This is a genomic window from Actinocorallia sp. API 0066 (genome assembly GCF_020991275.1).
Lineage (GTDB): Bacteria > Actinomycetota > Actinomycetes > Streptosporangiales > Streptosporangiaceae > Actinocorallia.
On sequence record NZ_JAJLQY010000013.1, the window covers coordinates 139,243 to 158,250 of the forward strand.

The window sequence follows — 19,008 nt, forward strand, 5'->3', positions numbered from 1 at the left end:
GGACCGCGCCTCCCCGGTGAGTTCGCGCGGAGCGGCGCGTCATCGCGAACGCGGGCCGCCGCCTCCCCCCGGTGGACTCGCGCTCGGCGACCTCGCGAGCGCCCCGAACGGCGCGTCATCGCGAACAAGGACTGCTCCAGGCGCGGGGGCGGTCGGCTGCGGGGCTTGTGTTGTGGGTGCCTTGTCTCGGGGTTGGGGGCTGGGCCTAGGGGCGGTTGGTCGATTGTCGACAATACACAGGGGTGTTGCCGGGGGGAAACGTGGGGGAAACGCGGGGTTGGTCGGATTCGGGGGTCGGTGCAGTGGGTGAGGGACGAGAGGTTGGCGTCAGTGGATGTGGACAGACGGGCGAGATCTGTAGCGGCGGGGGACGTGCCAGCGTTGCTCGCCGTACACGGGTACACGTGCCGGTTCGGGGAGGTGCTCGCCAACGACGCCGTTGACTTTGCGGTGCGGGCGGGTGAGGTGCACGCGCTGGTGGGTGAGAACGGGGCGGGCAAGAGCACGCTGCTGAAGCTCATCTACGGCGTCAACCGGCCGGACGACGGGACGATGGAGCTGGACGGGCGACCGGCCGTCATCGCCTCTCCGGCGCAGGCGCGGGCGGCGGGCATCGGCATGGTGTTCCAGGATCTGCGGCTGGTGTCGGCGCTGACCGTCGCGGAGAACATCGCGCTCGCCCTCCCCGTCCGCCCCGACAGGCTGCACAAGCGCATCGTCGAGGCGTCCGAACGGTACGGGCTCGCCGTCGATCCGGCAGCGCGGGTCGGCCACCTGTCTATTGGTGAACGTCAGCGGGCCGAGATCCTCAAGGTGCTGATGACGGGCGCCCGCATCGTCATCCTTGACGAGCCGACCAGCGTGCTCGCCCCACAGGAGGCGGCGGCCCTGCTGGAGGCGATGCGTGGGCTGCGCGCGCAGGGCTTGGGCGTTGTCATCGTGACACACAAGCTGCGCGAGGTCCGCGAGGTCGCCGACCGGGTCACCGTGCTGCGCGGCGGCAAGGTGGTGCTCGCGGGCGTCGATCCGGCCGGGTACGACGATCCGGAGCTGGTCCGCGCGATGGTCGGCAGGACCGTTCCGCCGCTGCCCGCCGAACGCCCCGCGGTGCCGGAGAACACCTCCCCGGTGCTCCGCGTCACCGGCGTCACCGCGCACGGCGACGACGGCCGGGTCGCCCTCAAGGACGTCGCGCTGACCGTCCTGCCCGGCGAGATCGTCGGCGTCGCGGGCGTGGCGGGCAGCGGCCAGCGCGAGCTGTGCGAGGTCGCGCTCGGCGTGCGGCCGACGACCGCCGGGCAGATCGAGCTGGGCGGTCGGCCGCTCACCGGAGGCGCCCGTGGCGCGCTGGCGGCCGGGGCCGCCGCCGTCACCGAGGACCCGCTGACGGACGCCGTGGTGCCGGGCATGTCGGTCTTCCAGCACATGGCCCTGGGCCTGCCCCGCATGCCGCGACGCGGCCTCGACGTCGACTGGCGCAAGGTCTCCGAAGCCACCGAGAACCTCGACAAAGCGGTCGGCCTGGGCATGGTCGGAGGCCACCGGATCCTCGCGAGCCTCTCCGGCGGCAACATCCAGCGCGTCCTGCTGACCCGCGCGCTCGGCCGCGCCGACGTCCGGCTGCTCGTCGCCGCCTACCCGAGCCGTGGCCTCGACGTCGCGACGACCCGCCGCACCCAGGAACTGCTCCTGGCCCGCCGGGCGGCGGGCGCCGGGGTCCTCCTCGTCTCGGAGGACCTGGACGAGCTGATGGCGCTCAGCGACCGCATCGCCGTCATGTACGACGGGCGACTCGCCGGAATCGTCCCCGCCGCCGAGGCCGACCGGCAGGAGCTCGGCCGCCTCATGCTCGGGAGCGCCGCATGACCGCCACCGCCACCGCACCGCGCGACATGCTCGCCGGACTCGGCCGTTGGGCCGCCGCCCTGCTGGGCGCGCTCGTACTGTTCGCCCTGCTCCTGCTCGTCAAGGGCGCCAACCCGCTGACGGTCCTGTGGGGCATGGCCGTCTCCACGTTCACCAGCCCGCCGACGATCGAGCAGATCGTCATCAAGTCGGTGCCGCTGATCCTGGCCGCGCTCGCCGTCGTCATCCCGGCCCGCGCGGGCCTGACGAACGTCGGCGGGGAGGGCCAGGTCGTCATCGGCGCGGTCGCCGCCGCAGGCGTCGGGCTGTGGCTCGACCCGTCGCTACCGGGGCCCGTCGTCCTGGTTCTGCTGCTCGTAGGCGGCGGGCTCGCGGGGGCCGCGTGGGCGGGCGTCGCTGCGGTGATGCGGCTTACGGCCGGGGTGAATGAGGCCGTCACGACGCTGCTCCTCAACTACATCGCTCTCGACGTCCTCCTGTACCTCATCTACCAGCCGTGGAAGGACCCGGAAGGCTCCGGCCAGCCCGCGACCCGTCCGTTGGAGGTCGCCGCGCGGCTGCCGCTGCTCGGCACGACGGCGGTGCACGTCGGCGTTGTCCTGGCGCTGGTCGCCGCCCTCGGGACGTGGCTTGTGCTGCGCCGCACCGCGTTCGGCTTCCGGCTCGGCGTGGTCGGCGGCAACCCCGAGGCGGCGGGACGGGCCGGGCTGCCGGTCCGGCGGCTGCTGCTCGCCGCGATGCTCACCGGCGGCGGGCTCGCCGGGCTGGCCGGGGCGATCCACTTCGCCGGTGTCGAGTTCAAGCTCCGGCCCGGCCTCACCACCAACATCGGCTACCTCGCGTTCCTGGCGAGCTGGCTGGTCCGGCACCGGCCGCTGCCCGTCATCGGCGCGGCCCTGCTGCTCGCCGCCGTCACCATCGCGGGCGACAGCCTCCAGCTCGACAGCGGCCTGCCCGCCGCGACCGTCCACGTCCTGACCGGCCTGCTGCTGCTCGCGGTGCTCGGCTGGACCCGTCGCAAGGGAGACGCGACATGAGCGACCTGTTGACCGACGTCCTGTCGGGCGGTGTGCGCGGCGGGACCGCGATCATGCTGGCCGCGCTCGGCGAGACGCTCGCCGAACGGGCCGGGGTCGTCAACCTCGGCACCGAGGGCTGCCTCCTCGTCGGGGCGCTGACGGGCTACGCCGTCGCGGCCGAGACCGGGAGCCCGTGGGCGGGCCTCGTCGCGGGCGCGCTGGCGGGCGCCGCGCTGGCGCTGGTGCACGCCGGGCTGGTGATCTGGCGGCGCGCCGACCAGTTCGCCACCGGCCTGACGCTCATGTTCTTCGGCCTCGGCATCACGTCCCTGTTCGGTGTCGCGTACGTGGGTAAGGCGGCGCCCGGCTTTGCGCCCGTCGAGATCCCGCTGCTCTCGGACGTCCCGGTGCTCGGCCCTGTCCTGTTCGCCCACGATCCCGTCACGTATCTGTCGTACCTCGTCGCCCCGCTTATGTGGTGGTGGCTACGGCGCTCCCGCTCCGGGCTGCTGGTGCGGACGGCGGGTGAGCGCGCTGACGTGCTGCACCTGCACGGGTACCGGGCCGGGCTGATCCGCGGCGGCGCCGTCGTCGCCGGGGGCGCGCTGGCCGGGCTGGGCGGCGCGCAACTGTCCACCGCGTACGCGCACGCCTGGTTCGAGGGCATGACGGCGGGGCGCGGGTTCATCGCCGTCGCCCTGGTGATCTTCGCGGCGTGGCGGCCGCTGCGCGTCGTCGCGGGCGCCTACCTGTTCGGGGCGCTGCTCGCCGTCGCGCCGGTGCTCCAGGCGCGCGGCCACGCGGTCAACCAGTTCGCGATGGACGCGCTGCCGTTCGTCATCACCCTGCTCATCCTCGCCGTCATCGGACGGCGCACGCTGCGCGCGGCCCCGCAGGAGCTCAGGCGCGTGTTCGAGAGCTCCTCCTCGAACTGACCCCCCACAGAAAAGGAAATGTGTCCCATGTCAGTTGTGTTCCGCATGCCGAGAATCGCGGTGTTCGTCGCCGTCGCGGCGCTGGTGGCCGCGTGCTCGGCCAACACCGCGGGCTCCGGCGACGCCACCGGCTCCGGCGCCCCGGGCAAGGGCGCCGAGGCTGTCGGCTTCATCTTCGTCGGACCCAAGGACGACTACGGGTACAACCAGGCCGCTTACGAGGGCAGCCAGGCCGTCGCCTCCGCCTACCCCGACCTTGAGGTGCTCACCGCCGAGAACGTCCCCGAGGACGACAACGCGGCACGGATCATGAACAGCATGATCGCCAAGGGCGCGAAGGTGATCTTCGCGACGAGCTACGGCCACCTCGACGCCGCACTGAAGGTCGCGGCCGAACACCCCGACGTCGCCGTCGTCCAGCAGGGCAACCTCATCACCGGGACGGTTCCCGCCAACGCGGGCACCTACTTCGGGACGGTCTACGAGCCCGTCTACCTGGCCGGAATCGCGGCGGGCAAGGCCACCAAGAGCGACAAGCTCGGCTACGTCTACGCGTTCCCGATCAACCAGACGATCAGCAACATCAACGCCTTCCAGCTCGGCGCGGCATCGGTCAACCCGAAGGCCAAGACCTACGTCGTCAACACCTCTTCCTGGTGCGACCCGGCCAAGCAGGCCGAAGCCGCCGCGAACCTCATCAAGCAGGACGTCGACGTCATCACCCAGCACCAGGACTGCACCGCGACGATCATCAAGGCCACCGAGGCGGCCGGGAAGTACACCGTCGGGTACCACGCCGACGCCTCGTCGCTCGCGCCCAAGGGCTGGCTGACCGGCTCCGAGTGGGACTGGGACAAGCTCTACGTGGACATCGTGAAGACGGCCATCGACGGCGGATTCACCGGAAGCAAGTACAACGCGAACTACCGGGTCGGCTTCAAGACCGGCGAGAACCCGTTCGTCCAGTCCGCGTTCGGGCCGTCCGTCGCGCAGCCGACCAAGGACGCGATCGCCACGGCCCGCACGCTGCTCGGCACCGAGCAGGGCTCGCCGTTCGCCGGACCGCTCACCGACCAGGACGGCAAGGTGCGCATCCCCGAGGGCACCGTGCCCGATTACGCGGAGATCGAGAAGATCGACTACTTCGTCTCGGGAGTGGTGGGCAAGCTGCCCAAGTAATCCGTTTTTCTGCCCGGAAGCGCTGCCCTGTCGGCGCTTCCGGGTTGTTTCCGTCGTTCGTTATTTTGGGAGGTTCTGTGCCGACATCCACGGTGGCGCGCGTCCGTCAGGCTTACGCCAGGATCGCCGAGACCGACCGGCCCGAGGTCTGGATCACGCTGCGCCCCGAGGCCGACGTCCACGCCGAGGCGGTCCGGATCGACGCGCGGACGGCCGACGGCGCGGACCTGCCCCTCGCCGGCACGCTCCTCGCCGTCAAGGACAACATCGACGTCGCAGGGCTGCCCACCACAGCCGCCTGCCCCGCCTACGCCTACACGCCCGACGTGTCCGCGCCCGCCGTCGCCCGGCTCCAGGCCGCCGGGGCCGTGGTGCTCGGCAAGACCAACATGGACCAGTTCGCCACCGGGCTCGTCGGCACCCGCAGCCCGTACGGCGCGGTGCGGTGCGCGCACGACCCCGCGCTCGTCTCCGGCGGCTCCAGCTCGGGTTCGGCCGTCGCCGTCGCGCTCGGCATCGTGGACCTGGCGCTGGGGACGGACACCGCGGGCTCCGGCCGGGTGCCCGCCGCGTTCCAGGGGATCGTCGGGATCAAACCGACGATCGGCCTCATCCCGAATGTCGGGGTTGTTCCGGCGGTTCGGTCGCTGGACTGTGTGACGGTGTTCGCGCGGACCGTCGCCGAAGCACAGGAGGCCGTCCACCTGATGGTCGGGCCCGGCTGCCCTCGTTCGCGCGGCTGGCCCGCCGACGCGCCGCTCGCCGCGCCGCCCGTCCCGCGCGTGGCGGTGCCGGACGCTCCGCTTCCCGGCCTGACGCCCGCGTGGGCCGACGCGTTCGCTCGGACGCTCGACCGGCTGTCCGACGCGGGTGCCGTGCTGGTGCCCGTCGACGTCAGCCCATTCCTCGAAGCGGCGGAACTCCTGTACGGCGGGGCTTTCACCGCCGAAAGGTACGCCGCCGTGGGCGCCTTCATCGACGCCCACCCGTTGGACACCGACCCGTCCGTCCGCGCCATCATCAGCCCCGCCTCCGGCCTGCGCGCGCACGCCCTGGCCCGCGACGTCGAACGCCTCGACCACCTCCGCGCCCGCGCCCTGGCCGCTTTGACGGGCCTGGACGCCCTCCTCCTCCCGACCGCCCCGGAACACCCCACGATCGCCGAGGTCGCCGCCGACCCCCTTGCCGTCAACACACGCCTGGGCCGCTACACCAACTTCGTCAACCTCCTGGACCTCTGCGCCCTGGCCGTCCCCTCCGGCGAGGGCGCTTTTGGGGTGACGGTCATCGCCCGCGCCTTCGCCGACCATGTGGCCGCCGACATAGCCCGCCTCCTGGCCCCCTCACCGCAGATCCCGCCCGCCGCCCCCGCCCTCCCCCTGGTCGTCGTGGGCGCCCACCTGTCAGGCGGCCCCCTCAACCACCAGCTCACCGAGCACGGCGCCCGTCTCGTCGGCCCCGTCCACACCGCCCCGCACTACCGCATGTACGCCCTCCCCACCGACCCCCCCAAGCCCGGCCTCGTCCGCGTGGAAGCCGGAGGCCACTCCATCGAAGGCGAACTCTGGCTCCTCCCCCCCGCCGCCCTCGGCCACTTCCTGGCCGCCCTCCCCTCCCCCATGACCCTCGGCCGCCTCCTCCTCACCGACGGCACCACCCCCACCGGCTTCCTCTGCGAACCCCACGCCACCACCACCGCCCCCGACATCTCCCCCACCGGGAGCTGGCGCACCCACCTCACCACCACCACCCCCTAGCTCATCCAAGCCTCATCACGCCGGAAACTCCCTGCCGATGGCCCGCAGCACATCCGCAAGCCAGACAAATCCGTATCCGATCACCGCGTCACCGCTGATCATCGACTGGAGATTCTCCCAAGACTCGGAAACGAGGCCGATCGTAGGCTCAGGCGGCGGCTCGTAGAGATCCGCCCCCGTCCCCGAGATCGCCCAGAAAGCGTCATTGTCAATTCTGATCGTGGCACCCTCACCACACGATTCAAGATGGCGCGACAACTGATCCAGCGCGCTCCGGATCGCCGCGAGAGACAACTCGACCGGCGCGGATTCCATCCACAACCCCTCTGGTCGGAGAACGACGGGAACAGCACGGGGGGCGGAGGTCGGCGGTCGCCCGGCCGGGCCTGCCATCGGGCCCGGCACAGCGCCCGACGGGCCCGCCCGCACTTCGGACTATCGCACGGGGAGGGGGTCGGGCGCGCGCGGCGGGCCGGGTGGACGGCGTGTGGGGCGACCGGGGATGAAGTTCCCGATTCGGGCAACTATGCTGGTTTGGTTATGACGGACGCGGAGGTTTCCCCGGGGGTTCGGCGGGTGAGTGCGGTGCTTCCGGGGTGGCGTACCGTCAGGGCGGAGCGGCGGGTGCTGCTTGTGCTGCACAGTGCCGTCGCGGCGGCGCGTATCGGTGATCTGGTGCCTATTTTTCAGGATTCGCGGATTCAGGTGTTCTGTGCGCAGACCAGTGATTCCGTGTTTCCTGGGAGGGTCGAGCTTTTTATCCGGGGTCATGGGATTCATCAATTGAGCTGGGAACAGGCGATGGCGTTGGAGTTCCATGTCGCCATCACCGCCAGCCTCGGTGACAATCTTCATGAGGTCAACTGCCCGATATTGCGAATTCCGCATGGGAATGGATATAATAAACGCTGGATCGGCGGATCGGCGGATCGGCGGATCGGCGGATCGGCGGATCGGCGGATCGGCGGATCGGCGGATCGGCGGATCGGCGGATCGGTCTTTGGGCTGTCGGAGGAGACGCTCAAGCACGAGGGCAGGCTGGTGCCCGCCGCGATCGGGCTTTCGCACGAGGAGCAGCTCGACAGGCTCGCCGAAGGGTGTCCGGAGGCCGTCCCGTTGGCGTTCGTCGCGGGTGATCCGTGTTATGACCGGATGCTCGCGAGCCTTCCCCGGCGGCTGCACTATCGGCGTGCTTTTGGGCTGCGGCCCGGCCAGCGGCTCATCACCGTCGCCTCGACGTGGCGGGAGGATTCGCTTTTCGGCATTGATCCGCTGCTCACCTCGCGGCTGCTCGCCGAGCTGCCGTTCGACAGGTACCGGGTCGCGCTCGTGCTGCATCCGAACATCTGGGCGTCGCACAGCGCTTTCCAGATCCGCGCGTGGCTCGCGGAGGCGCGCCGCGCGGGGCTGATCCTGCTGCCGCCCGAGGAGGGCTGGCGGGCCGCCGTCATCGCCGCCGACTGGGTGCTGTCCGACCACGGCTCGGTCAGCGTCTACGCCGCCGCCGTCGGGCGGCCGATCCTGCTGGAGCGGTCCGGGACGGCGATGGTCGATCCACGGTCCGGCATCGGCAGGCTGTTCGACGCGGCGCCGCCGCTCGATCCGCACGGCCCCCTGGAACCGCAGTTGCGCCGGGCCACGCGAGCCCGCGAGCGCACCGAGGCGGTCGCGGCGGCCTTGGTCAGTTCCGCGCCCGGACGCTCGCTGCACCTGATCCGCGAGCGCCTCTACGCCATGATGGACGAGCCGCCGCCCGCCGCCGAACCGCCCGCCCTCGCCGTCGAGACGCCCGTCGTGGACGGCGCCGCCCCCGCGTCCCTCTGGACGAACGTCCGCCAGACGGGCCCACGGGAGTTCGAGGTCGAGCGGTACCCCGCCGCCGTCCCGGGCTCAGGCCCCGGCGTGCTCATCGTCGCCGACGACGAACTCGACCACCGCCTCGCCGGAACGGCCGACGTCATCTGGACGACCCGCGACGCCCTGCCCTCGGACGAACCGAGCTGGTCGGACGCCGTCTTCGCGCACCGCCCCGGCCTCACCCTCACCCTCGTCCAGGACGGCCCCCACGCCCGACTCCGCACCCGCGACGGCACCCTCACCCACCTCTCCGTCACCGATCCCCGAACCGCCGACCTCGCCCTCGCCGTCCTGGCCGAACGCCACGTCTCCGGCACCCGCGACCTCGCCGCGCTGAGCCCCCTCACCCTCCACCTGGGCCCGGACCAGACCGTCACCGCCCCCTTCACCACAACCCCCGCCTGACGTCCCGACGACCCTTCAGCGCAGCTTCTAGCGGACGCGGTGGCCTGACGTCCCGACGACCTTCAGCGCAGTTTCTGGCGGACGCGGTGGCCTGACGTCCCGACGAGCTTCAGGGCAGTTTCTGGCGGACGCGGTGGGCGGCGTCCGGTAGGGCGAGGTCTTCGTACAGGGTGAGGGCTTTCCGCCAGGCGGTGGGGTCGCTGTTGAGGTCGCCCAGGGCCTCCCAGGTCTTGGCTTCCTGGTAGGGGCGGGCGTCGGCGGTGAAGAGGGGGAGCGCCTGTTCGTAGAGGGCGCGGGCCTGGTCGGGGTCGGTGGAAGTAAGAAGTTCGGCCTGGCCCACCAGGACCTTGCCCTCGTTCGCCGTGTCGCGTTCGCCGTGGGCGGCCAGGTGGCGGAACACCTCGGCGGACGCCCGGTAGCTTTCCAGGGCCGCCTCGACGTCGCCCAGGACGGCCTGGGCGTCGGCGCGGTGCAGGTGCAGGAGCGCCCGGCTGCGGGGGCGGTTCGGGTCGAGGTGCGGGAGCGCCCGGTCGAAGTAGTCGAGGGCCGCGCCCGCGTTACCGCGACGGCGTTCGGTGATGCCCAGCCACTCCAGCGCGGCGGCGCGGCCGCGCGTTTCCGTGCCTGCCTCGGCGGCGCGGAGCGAGCGCTGGAACCGCTCCGCCGCCTCGTCCAGCTTCCCCTGGCCCAGCAGCGTCTCGCCCCACTGGGCCTGGACGCGCGCCAGGGCGTCGGGGTCGGCGCAGGCGTCGGCGTCCCGCTCGGCGAGGCCCAGGAGCGTCGTGCGCTCGTCGTTGTGCCCGACGGCGGTGAAGTAGGCGTTGGTGGCCTCGGCGATCTGCCATCCGTAGCCGGGGACGGCGCCCTCCCAGACGCGTCCCGCCTGTTCCGCGCAGGCGATGATCGCGGGCATGTTCTCCGCGAACCAGGAGAGGACGCCCCTCCGGTCGGAGTCCCGGTTCCGGATCGCCTCGGGCAGCGGGAACGGCGCCTCCTCGGCGTAGAGCGGGCCCAGCTTCCAGCGCCGCGCGGTGTCCCCCGCGACCGCCGCCCTCAGGTAGTACTCGCCGACGCGCCCGCGCACCGACCGCCGCGCGTCCGGATCCAGCTCCCGGGCGGCGGCCAGCCCTGCGTGTTCGTGGGTGAGGTCGTCCATGACGTACCGGCCCCGCCGGTCCTTGCGGACGACTCCCCGCCGGACCAACTGGTCGAATCCGGCCGTGCCGTCCGGTTCGTCGAAGACCAGCGCCGCCACAAGCCCGTCGTCGAAGTCGCGGACGGGATGGAGCCCGAGCGCCCGGTACATCCGCGCGGCCGCCGGGCTGAACTCCCGGTAGACGACCTCGAACACCGCCGACGGCCTGGCGACGTCCTGGTAGGCGGCCTCAAGCGCGGCGAGGCGCCCCTGCTCGGCCATCCGGTCCGCGAGATCCGCCAGCCGCAGTTCCTCGTCATCGTGCAGCAACCCGGCCGCATGACTCGCCAGAAGCGGCAGACCGGCACACGTCTCAACGAGCCGGTCGAGCGCCTCGGGTTCCGCCGATGTCCGCTCGACCCCGACGATGTCCTCAAAGAGCTCACGGACGGCGTCGGACGGCAACGGATCCAGAACAAGCCGCCGGGGCCGGTACTGTGCGAGCCCCGGCACCGGCGTACGACTCGTGACAAAAACCAGCACACCCGGCAGATTCGACAGGAACGGCAGCACCTGGGCCGCCGACCGCACATCGTCCAGCAGCAGCGCGACCGGCTCCCCCTCGATCAGCGACCGCATCAGATCGACCTTCGCCGCGACCGTCGTGGCCCCGTGCGACACCTTCTTCAGAACGAAAAAACTGTCGCACACCTCCTCGATACTGCGGCCCTGCCCGCGCGTTCCGCCGCATTCCATCGCTATCTGGGCGTGCCCGAACCGCTCACGATGGGCGTTGATCCAGGTCAGCGCCAGCGTCGTCTTCCCCACCCCGGCGGCGCCGACGATGTTCACGATCTGCGAGCCGCCGTCCAGCGCCTGCTCCGCCCACGCGCTGAGCGTGCCGAACTCGGGAACCCTGTCGCGGTAGACCGACGTGACCGTCGGCACGATCCGGACCGTCCGCGCCCGCTGCCCCAGCTCGACGGTCCCGTTGAGCGTGCCGACCTGAAGCACCGTACCGGCCGAACCGTCATAGGAGTTGGCGCTCACATCAGCCATCTTGACCCACGATCCCCGCCACCGCCAATCACCTGAACAACCAAAAACCCGACCATAACCGCCCATTCCACAATTCCCACACCGCCGAACTGTCCCGCTCCCTGCCCCGAAGACATGGCCGCCAAACTCCACCAACGAGCCGTTCGCCGACCGGCCGCAGGCCGCACTGACCTATCGGGTGATTTTGAATGGCTATCGCCACGCTTGCGGACTGACAGGCGTTTTGCCTGGTAGGCACGGGTCGCGGGCGGACAGGGCATGTCCGTTGGACAAGTCGCGTTCACTGCGCCGTCAGGCGACGCCGCTCTACTGCGGCGCATGAGCACGATTCGGCTTGAAGGGCTGGGGCGGCGATTCGGGGCCGCCGTCGCCGTGGACGACGTCTGGCTCGACGTCGCGGACGGCGAGTTCCTGGTGTTGCTGGGGCCGAGTGGCTGCGGCAAGTCCACCCTGCTGCGCATGATCGCGGGCCTGCTGGAGCCGTCGGCGGGCCGGATCCTGCTGGACGGCGCGGACATCACCGCACTGCCGCCGCAGCACCGGAACCTGGCGATGGTCTTCCAGAGCTACGCGCTCTACCCGCACCTGTCGGTGTCACGGAACATCGGCTTCCCGCTGCGCGCGCGGCGGCGCTCCAAACCGGAGATAACGGCCAAGGTGGGCGAGGTGGCCGCGCTGCTCGGCCTCACCGATCTCCTGGACCGCAAGCCGCGCCAACTGTCCGGTGGGCAGCGCCAGCGGGTCGCGTTGGGCCGCGCGCTGGTCCGCGATCCAGGCGCGTTCCTCATGGACGAGCCGCTGTCCAATCTCGACGCCGCCCTACGCGCCACCACCCGGGCCGAGCTGGTCGAGCTGCACCGCAGGCTGAACGCCACGGTCGTCTACGTCACCCACGACCAGGTCGAGGCGATGACGATGGCGTCGAGGATCGTGCTCCTGAACGAGGGACGGGTCGAGCAGGCGGGCCCGCCCGGCGAGGTCTACGACGCGCCCGCCACCGTGTTCGCCGCGCGCTTCCTGGGCTCCCCCGCCATGAACCTCGTGGACGCCGCCGTCACCCGCGACGGCAGGGCGCACGGCCCCGGCATCGACCTCCCCCTCGGCCTGCCTGACGAGGCCGCGTTCCCGGAACGCCCGGTCACCCTGGGCGTGCGCCCCGAGCGCCTCTCGATCGTCCCCGAGGACGGCGCCGGGCTGCGCGGCGTCGTCACGGCGGTGGAGAACCTGGGCGGCGAGGAGGTCGCGCACTGCCTGGTCGGGTCGTCGCAGGTCGCGGTGCGCGGGCCACGGCCGCTCGGCGCCCGTCCCGGCGACCGGATCGGCCTCACCGCCGCCCCCGCCCATCTGCATCTTTTTGACCCCGTCAGCGGGCGCAGGCTCACCTGGCAGCCCGCCGCCACCACCGCACCCAAGGAGTGATCATGAGACGTTTCCTGCCCATGGCCGTGCTGCTCGCCGCGACGGCCGCCTGTGGCCTGGGCTCTTCCGGCGCCGCACCGGACCCGGTAGAGCGCGTGCCCGAGCTCAAGCCCGACCAGAAGGTGTCGATCGTCCTCGAAAGCTACAACTTCGGGCAGGCCGGGCCCTGGACGGACACGTTCAACGAGGTCGTGGCCGCCTTCCGGACGGCGCACCCGAACATCGAGGTCACCGCGCAGAAGCCGCAGGGCAACAGCGCGAACCCCGCCACCGACACGATCTCCAGCCTCCAGACCCAGATGGCCGCCGGGCATCCCCCCGACGTCGTCCAGCTCGGGTTCAGCGACCTCGATTTCACCGTCAACCAACTGAAGGCCGTCCCGCTGGACGACATGGTCGGTAAGGACGAGGTCACCAAGAACTTCGAAGGCACCCGGCACCCCTACGCCGCCACCGCGCGCACCCTGGGCGACTGGGACGGCAAGACGTACGGCATCCCGTTCGTCCTTTCCACCCCGGTTCTCTACTTCAACACCGAACTGTTCAAAAAAGCCGGACTCGACCCGGCGAAGCCCCCGACGACCTGGTCCGAGGTGAAGACGGCGGCCCAGAAGATCAAGGCCACAGGCAAGGAGGGCGTCTACGTCGACTGCCTCACCAAGGCCGCCAAGGACTGGTGCTTCCAGGCGCTCACCCTCTCCAACGGCGGGCGTGTCATCTCGGAGGACCGCACCCGCCTGACGTTCGCGGAACCCGCCGTGACGGAGGTCGTCAGCACGATGCGCGACCTCGTCGGCGCCGGGGCGATGCCGAACCGCACGCAGGCCCAGGCGCTTGAGGCGTTCTCGCGCGGCGACCTCGGCATGATCCTGGAATCGAGCGCCGCGCAGGGCTCGTTCCTGAAGGCCGCAGCGGACAAGTGGACGCTGGGCGCCGCCGCGATGCCCGGTTTTGACGGCAAGCCGGTGCGGCCGACCAACTCCGGCGCCGCCCTGTTCGTCTTCGCGTCCGACCCCGCCAAGCGCCGCGCCGCCTGGGAGCTGATCAAGTTCATGACCAGCGAGGACTCCTACAAGACGATCTCCACCAAGATCGGCTACCTGCCGCTGCGCACCGGCCTCATCGACGACCCGGCGGGGCTCAAGGACTGGGCGGAGCAGAACCCCCTGATTCGCCCGAACCTGGAGCAGCTCACCCGGATGGAGCCGTGGACGTCCATGCCGGGCAAGAACTACCTCCTGATCCGCGACGAGATGATGAGCGCCGTCGAGAACTCCGTCTTCCAGGGCGCCGACCCGGTCGCGACCCTGACGGCGAAGCAGAACGAGCTGGGCGGCCTGATGGCGGAGGGCGGCTCGTGACCCGCCCCGACCTGACGTTCTTCCAGCTCACCGACACGCACATCGGCCCCGCCGGAGAGGGCGCGGACACCCTACGCACCGCCCTCGCCATGATCGAAGGCTCAGGGGTCCCCACGGCCGCCCTGCTCCTCACCGGCGACCTCACCGCCGACGGCGACACCACCTCCTACCGGCTGCTGCGCCAGCTCGTCGAACCGGTGGCGCGACGGATAGGCGCGGAGCCCGTCTACGTGATGGGCAACCACGACCGGCGGCTCGCGTTCTACCCGGAGCTGCTGGACGAGCCGCCCTCCGACCGGCCGTACGACACGGTCCGGGAGTTCGACGGCGTCCGCGTCGCCGTGCTCGACACGACCGAGCCGGGCGAGCACGACGGCCACCTGGCCGACGACCAGTTGGCCCGCCTGCGCGCGGTGCTGGCCGAACCGGCGCCGCGCGGGACGGTCCTGGTCTTCCACCACCCGCCCGTCCCGTCGCCGGTGCCGTCGGTGAACCTGCTGCGTCTGCGCGCCCCCGAAAGGCTCCGTGACGCCATCGAGGGCACCGACGTCCGCCTCGTCGTGACCGGCCACGCGCACCACGCCGGATGCGGCGCCCTCGCTGACGTCCCCGTCTGGATAGGCCCGGCCCTCGCCTACGCCGTCGCCCCGGTACCGCCAAGGGGACGCCTCAAGGCCGACGCGCACACGGCGTTCAGCCGCATCGACGTGTTCGGCGACCAGATCGTCGTCACGGCCGTGCCCCTCTCCCCCGTCGCGGACACCGTCTACGACGTCGCCGAGGCGGACCGTATGCGGTTCCTCGAAGGGCTGCTCCGGTGATCGGAACCTTCGTCGAGGCCGTGCCGTCGCTCCCGCCCCGCCGGGCGGAGGCGGCGGCGCGGCCCCGCGCCGTCGTCAGGCTGGCCCGCGCGGCTCCGCCGTACCTGTACCTCGCCCCCGGCCTCGTCCTCCTCGTCGTGTGGACGTACTGGCCGCTCGCGCAGACGTTCTTCCTGTCCTTCCACTCGTGGAACCTCGTGCCGTCCACCCCGATGACGCAGGTGGGCACGGACAACTACGAGCGGCTCCTGACGACGTCCGCGCTGGGCTCGTCAACCGTCCGCACCTTCCAGGTGATCGCCGGGCTGCTGCCGTTCACCCTGCTGATCCCGCTGGGCGTCGGCCTGCTCACCAGGGGACGCGGCACCGTGCACCGTGGCCTTGTCTTCGCGCCCATGCTCGTCGCCCCCGTGGCGGGCGCGACGGTGTGGATGTTCCTGCTCGACCCGGACGCGGGCCTCGTCAACACCGTGCTCGGCACCGACGTCAACTGGCTGAACGGCACGGGCACCGCGCTGTGGGCGATCGTCCTGATCACGGGCTGGCACCTCGCCGGGTTCGCTGTGCTCGTCGTGGCGGCGGGCCTGGCCGGGATCGACCCCGAGTACACCGCCGCAGCCCGAGTAGACGGCGCGACGTCCAGTCAGATCACCCGGTGGATCACCCTTCCGCTGCTCTCGCCGACACTCTGGTTCCTCGTCCTCATGACGGTCCTGCTTGGCGCGCAGTGGACGTTCCCCCTGATCGACACCCTCACCCAGGGCGGCCCGGCCGGGTCCAGCACGACCGTCTACTACCTGCTGTGGGAGTACGGGTTCCGCAGCAACGACGCGGGACTCGCCGCCGCGGCCGGTGTGCTGTTCTTCGCCGGGTTCATGCTGGTCGCCGTCCCGCTGGCCCGGCTCGCCGACCGGGCCGCCGTCCGCGAGGAGGGGCCGTGAGACGGATCGCGGGGCACGTCGTCCTCGGCGCGCTGGGGCTGGCGTGTGTGCTGCCCATCTACTGGCTGTACGCGGCGTCGCTGCGGCGGCCCGGCGACGTGCACGACCAGTCGCCGCTGCCCTGGCCGCTGTCGCTGGCGAACTACACGGACGCGTTCGCCAAGACCGACATCACCGGCATGCTCCTCAACACGACGGTCATCGCGGCGGCCAGCGCGGTCGGCCAGCTCCTCATCGCGCTGTTCGCCTCCTACGCGATGGCGGCGTGGCGGTTCCGTGGACACCGGGTCGCGCACCTGCTGTTCGTCGGGACGTGGCTCGTGCCGTTCCAGGTGACGATGCTCCCCAACTACACGCTGCTGGCCCGGCTCGGCCTGCTGGAGACCCTCGCCGGGGTCGTCGTGCCGACGCTCTGCTCCGCGCTGGGCGTGCTGCTGCTGCGGGAGCACCTGCTGAACTTCCCGAAGGAGCTGCTGGAGGCGGCCCGGATGGACGGGCGCTCGTCCTGGACGATCCTGTGGACGGTCGTCGTCCCCGTGCTGCGTCCGGTGCTCGCGGCTCTCGGCATCCTGCTGTTCATCAACGCCTGGAACGAGTACTTCTGGCCCGCGCTCGTGCTCCAGCGGTCGAACGCCGTCATCCAGCTCGGCATCCGGAGCTTCATGGGCACCGAGGGCAACGACTGGGGGCCGCTGATGGCGACGGCCGGGCTGGCCAGCCTGCCCGTCCTGCTGCTCTACCTGGTGTTGCAGCGGCAGATCGTGAACGCGTTCGTCAGGTCCGGGCTCAAGTAGCGGCCCCCGACACCGTCGCGGCGGCGGGCAGGCAGCCGAGGAAGGCCGTGACGAGCGGCCCGGGGTCGGCCCGCCAGACCGCGCACACGTCGAGGATCGGCACCGGGTCGTACAGCCGGACCGGCACCGTGCGCTCGGCCCGTCCGCGCAGCGCGGAGGCGAACCCGACGACCGGCCGCACCTCGGTGATGATCGCGGTGGCGCCCGGGTCGTCCACCACCTCGACGACGCTCAGCTCGATCCCGGCGTCCCGGGCCGCGCCCATGATCGCGTCGTACATCGCCGACGACTGGGCGCGCCGGAACAGCACACACCGCTCCTCCTTCAGCTCCCGGAACGGCACACCTTCCAGGCGCGCCCACCGGTGCCCGACCCCGACCACCGCGACCAGCGGGACGCGCAGCAGCAGCCTGCTCCGCAGCTCACGCGACGCGGGCCTGCCGTAGACGAGCGCGACGTCAAGACGTCCCTCCTGCAGGGCGGCGAGCTGCGGGCCCGTCCGCAGCTCGCGCATCTCCACCTCGATCCCCGGGCAGCGCTCGGCCAGCCGCCCGAGCGTGCCGGGCAGGACCCGCTTGCCCGCCGGCAGGTTGTAGCCGACCCGCACCAGCCCGCGCCGCCCCTCCGCGACGGCCCGCGCCGCCTCCTCGGCCCGCTCGACCCGCCGGACGATCTCGACGGCCTCGTCCCGGAACACCGCCCCGGCCGCCGTCAACCCCACCTCGTGCGACGTCCGCCGCACCAGCTCCACCCCGACGTCCCGCTCCAGCCGCCGGATCTGCTGGCTGAGCGACGGCTGCGCGATGTGCAGCCGCGCCGCCGCCCGCCCAAAATGCAACTCCTCAGCGAGCACCAGAAACGCCCGCACATGCCGCAGTTCCACCCCCGGACCCTAGCCCCGCCCGGTGAACACCCCAGGTCAAGCACCCGACCCCGGAACAACCATTCCCCGCCGCCGAGAGCGCCGCCGTGCCGGACCCCCATATACTTGCTATCCGTTCAGTAAGTCAGTACTTTTACTGACATGCCGTCCAACACCCCACCGGCCGGGCGGACAGGGGATCGCGCGGGCACGACGGCACGTGGAAAGCGAGGTTCTCCTATGGCGCTGCACTACCCCGGGCTCGCGGAGCGGGTCCGCCGCCAGCCCGAGCTGTACCCCGACCTCTACGGCGGGATCGACTTCACGACGGCCCCCTACCGGTTCACCACCGACCCGGCCGACAGGTCGGCGCTGCCCGAGTGGGTGGCCGAACGCGGTCCGCTGCTCGCCGACGACAGGGTCGTCGAGCTGATCCGGACCACGACCATGCTCGGCGACATCGTCGCCGACCCCTACGCGGCGCTGGTCGAGAAGTACGGCGTCCGGGGCCTGGTCGGCATGCTGCGCCAGGCGTGCCGGGAGGGCGTCGACGCCGTCGCCGACGCACCGCCCGAACTGCGCGCGTTCATCGCCGCGATGGAGGACACCCCGAGCTGGGTGGACATGGGGCTGGTCGAGGAGGGCGCGCGGTACCTGCGCGCCAGCGAGGCCTACCTCGCGCCGTTCCTCATGCGCGGCGCGTTCCTCGCGACGTTCCTCAACACCTACGCGGCGCTGCCGATGACGCTCACCGGGGCGCTGTCGGGACGGCGGGCCGAACGGCGGGTCAACGAGACGGCGAGCTTCTTCGCCGCGACGACGCTGCCGGGGGCGCTGGCCCGGAACGGCCCCGGATTCGAGGCGGCGGCCATGGTCCGGCTGATGCACTCGATGGTGCGCTACAACGCCCTGCGCCGCTCCGAACAGTGGGACTCGACGGTGTACGGCGTGCCGGTCCCGCAGGTCGACCAGATGCCCGCCGGGCTCATCGGCGTCTACCTGCTCGCGATGCTCGCCCAGCGCCGCGGCCGCGGCTTCCGGCCGCGCGACCGGGCCGTCCTGGAGCTGAGCCGCTACCGCTGCTTCCTCCTCGGCCTGCCCGAGGAGCTGCTGCCGACCACCGCCGAAGGCGTCATCGAGGTGTTCCACGGGCGCGCCGCGCTGCTACGCGACGGGTTCGACGACGCCACCTGCGGCGAACTCGTCCGCTCCACCATGTCCGCCCGTCTCCGGCCTGGTAACTCCCTGTTCGATCGTGTCGCCGAGAGCGTCGAACGCTCGTGGGGCAGGGTCTTCTTCCTGGCGTTCTGCGGCGGCGACCGGAAGGCCGCGGCGGCCATGAGCGTCAGGCTGGGCCCCGCCGACGTGGTCCGGGTCGGCCTGACGGCGCCGTTCATCCTCGGCCGCTTCATCGCCGTCAGCCTCGCGAGCCGACGGCCCTCGCTGCGCGCCAGGGTCGACGCCCGCACGACACGCGTCCTCAAGAAGCGCCTCGCGACCTACGGCAGCCCCGAGTACACCACCGACGGCGGCGCCTCCCGGACGTCCAGGCCGACCGGCTGACCGGTCGACCACCCGCGCGCACACGACCGCCGCGC

The 19,008-nt window shown here is 71.6% G+C and carries 15 protein-coding genes; 12 read left to right on the plus strand and 3 right to left on the minus strand.

The annotated features are described in order from the left end of the window. Positions 1-372: 372 nt before the first annotated feature. From LO762_RS28155 to atzF, 5 genes are all read left to right on the plus strand, one after another. A complete protein-coding gene (locus LO762_RS28155; RefSeq protein ID WP_230619150.1) occupies positions 373-1,866 on the plus strand; it encodes an ABC transporter ATP-binding protein in 1,494 nt (497 codons plus the stop codon). Then, complete coding sequence (locus LO762_RS28160) at positions 1,863-2,903, plus strand: ABC transporter permease (RefSeq protein WP_230619151.1); 1,041 nt, start codon at positions 1,863-1,865, stop codon at positions 2,901-2,903. Before LO762_RS28155 ends, LO762_RS28160 begins: the two co-directional genes overlap by 4 nt. Then, the gene (locus tag LO762_RS28165; protein WP_230619152.1) at positions 2,900-3,820 is read left to right on the plus strand and encodes an ABC transporter permease; all 921 of its coding nucleotides are present in this window, start codon (positions 2,900-2,902) and stop codon (positions 3,818-3,820) included. Before LO762_RS28160 ends, LO762_RS28165 begins: the two co-directional genes overlap by 4 nt. A 27-nt stretch (positions 3,821-3,847) precedes the next feature. Next, positions 3,848-4,999, plus strand: a complete 1,152-nt coding sequence (locus LO762_RS28170; RefSeq protein WP_230619153.1) for a BMP family ABC transporter substrate-binding protein — start codon at positions 3,848-3,850, stop codon at positions 4,997-4,999. A 77-nt stretch (positions 5,000-5,076) separates the two neighbouring features. Beyond that, the gene (atzF, locus tag LO762_RS28175; protein ID WP_230619154.1) at positions 5,077-6,756 is read left to right on the plus strand and encodes an allophanate hydrolase; all 1,680 of its coding nucleotides are present in this window, start codon (positions 5,077-5,079) and stop codon (positions 6,754-6,756) included. A 15-nt stretch (positions 6,757-6,771) separates the two neighbouring features. On the opposite strand, the gene LO762_RS28180 is transcribed toward atzF, so the two are convergent. Next, on the minus strand, positions 6,772-7,071 hold the full coding sequence (locus tag LO762_RS28180; RefSeq protein ID WP_230619155.1) for a hypothetical protein: 300 nt from the start codon (positions 7,069-7,071) through the stop codon (positions 6,772-6,774). Positions 7,072-7,539: 468 nt separating this feature from the next. Between LO762_RS28180 and LO762_RS28185 the strand changes: the two genes are divergently transcribed. Further along, on the plus strand, positions 7,540-9,018 hold the full coding sequence (locus LO762_RS28185; protein WP_230619156.1) for a hypothetical protein: 1,479 nt from the start codon (positions 7,540-7,542) through the stop codon (positions 9,016-9,018). Positions 9,019-9,127: 109 nt separating this feature from the next. On the opposite strand, the gene LO762_RS28190 is transcribed toward LO762_RS28185, so the two are convergent. Continuing rightward, positions 9,128-11,212 (minus strand): tetratricopeptide repeat protein, encoded by a 2,085-nt coding sequence (locus tag LO762_RS28190; protein WP_230619157.1) that lies wholly within the window; start codon positions 11,210-11,212, stop codon positions 9,128-9,130. 318 nt (positions 11,213-11,530) lie between these two features. Between LO762_RS28190 and LO762_RS28195 the strand changes: the two genes are divergently transcribed. From LO762_RS28195 to LO762_RS28215, 5 genes are read left to right on the plus strand one after another with little or no spacing between them, the layout of a single operon-like run. Further along, positions 11,531-12,631, plus strand: a complete 1,101-nt coding sequence (locus tag LO762_RS28195; protein ID WP_230619158.1) for an ABC transporter ATP-binding protein — start codon at positions 11,531-11,533, stop codon at positions 12,629-12,631. A 2-nt stretch (positions 12,632-12,633) separates the two neighbouring features. Continuing rightward, positions 12,634-13,992: an ABC transporter substrate-binding protein gene (locus tag LO762_RS28200; RefSeq protein ID WP_230619159.1), complete on the plus strand. Its 1,359-nt coding sequence runs from the start codon at positions 12,634-12,636 to the stop codon at positions 13,990-13,992. Next, positions 13,989-14,813, plus strand: coding sequence for a metallophosphoesterase (locus LO762_RS28205; protein WP_230619160.1), 825 nt, complete (start codon positions 13,989-13,991; stop codon positions 14,811-14,813). Before LO762_RS28200 ends, LO762_RS28205 begins: the two co-directional genes overlap by 4 nt. Further along, positions 14,810-15,754, plus strand: coding sequence for a carbohydrate ABC transporter permease (locus LO762_RS33750; protein WP_230619161.1), 945 nt, complete (start codon positions 14,810-14,812; stop codon positions 15,752-15,754). Before LO762_RS28205 ends, LO762_RS33750 begins: the two co-directional genes overlap by 4 nt. After that, positions 15,751-16,548, plus strand: coding sequence for a carbohydrate ABC transporter permease (locus LO762_RS28215; RefSeq protein ID WP_230619162.1), 798 nt, complete (start codon positions 15,751-15,753; stop codon positions 16,546-16,548). Before LO762_RS33750 ends, LO762_RS28215 begins: the two co-directional genes overlap by 4 nt. Here LO762_RS28215 and LO762_RS28220 read toward each other — a convergent pair. Continuing rightward, complete coding sequence (locus tag LO762_RS28220) at positions 16,541-17,431, minus strand: LysR family transcriptional regulator (RefSeq protein WP_230619163.1); 891 nt, start codon at positions 17,429-17,431, stop codon at positions 16,541-16,543. The genes LO762_RS28215 and LO762_RS28220 overlap by 8 nt on opposite strands. A gap of 219 nt (positions 17,432-17,650) precedes the next feature. On the opposite strand from LO762_RS28220, the gene LO762_RS28225 reads away from it, so the two are divergent. Next, positions 17,651-18,973: an oxygenase MpaB family protein gene (locus tag LO762_RS28225; RefSeq protein ID WP_230619164.1), complete on the plus strand. Its 1,323-nt coding sequence runs from the start codon at positions 17,651-17,653 to the stop codon at positions 18,971-18,973. The last annotated feature ends 35 nt before the right edge of the window (positions 18,974-19,008 follow it).

Coding starts and splice junctions, on each gene's coding strand:
- LO762_RS28160 (WP_230619151.1), top strand. CDS start 1,863: ATGACCGCCACCGCCACCGCACCGCGCGACATGCTCGCCGGACTCGGC.
- LO762_RS28165 (WP_230619152.1), top strand. CDS start 2,900: ATGAGCGACCTGTTGACCGACGTCCTGTCGGGCGGTGTGCGCGGCGGG.
- LO762_RS28170 (WP_230619153.1), top strand. CDS start 3,848: ATGTCAGTTGTGTTCCGCATGCCGAGAATCGCGGTGTTCGTCGCCGTC.
- LO762_RS28180 (WP_230619155.1), bottom strand. CDS start 7,071: ATGGAATCCGCGCCGGTCGAGTTGTCTCTCGCGGCGATCCGGAGCGCG.
- LO762_RS28190 (WP_230619157.1), bottom strand. CDS start 11,212: ATGGCTGATGTGAGCGCCAACTCCTATGACGGTTCGGCCGGTACGGTG.
- LO762_RS28195 (WP_230619158.1), top strand. CDS start 11,531: ATGAGCACGATTCGGCTTGAAGGGCTGGGGCGGCGATTCGGGGCCGCC.
- LO762_RS28200 (WP_230619159.1), top strand. CDS start 12,634: ATGAGACGTTTCCTGCCCATGGCCGTGCTGCTCGCCGCGACGGCCGCC.
- LO762_RS28225 (WP_230619164.1), top strand. CDS start 17,651: ATGGCGCTGCACTACCCCGGGCTCGCGGAGCGGGTCCGCCGCCAGCCC.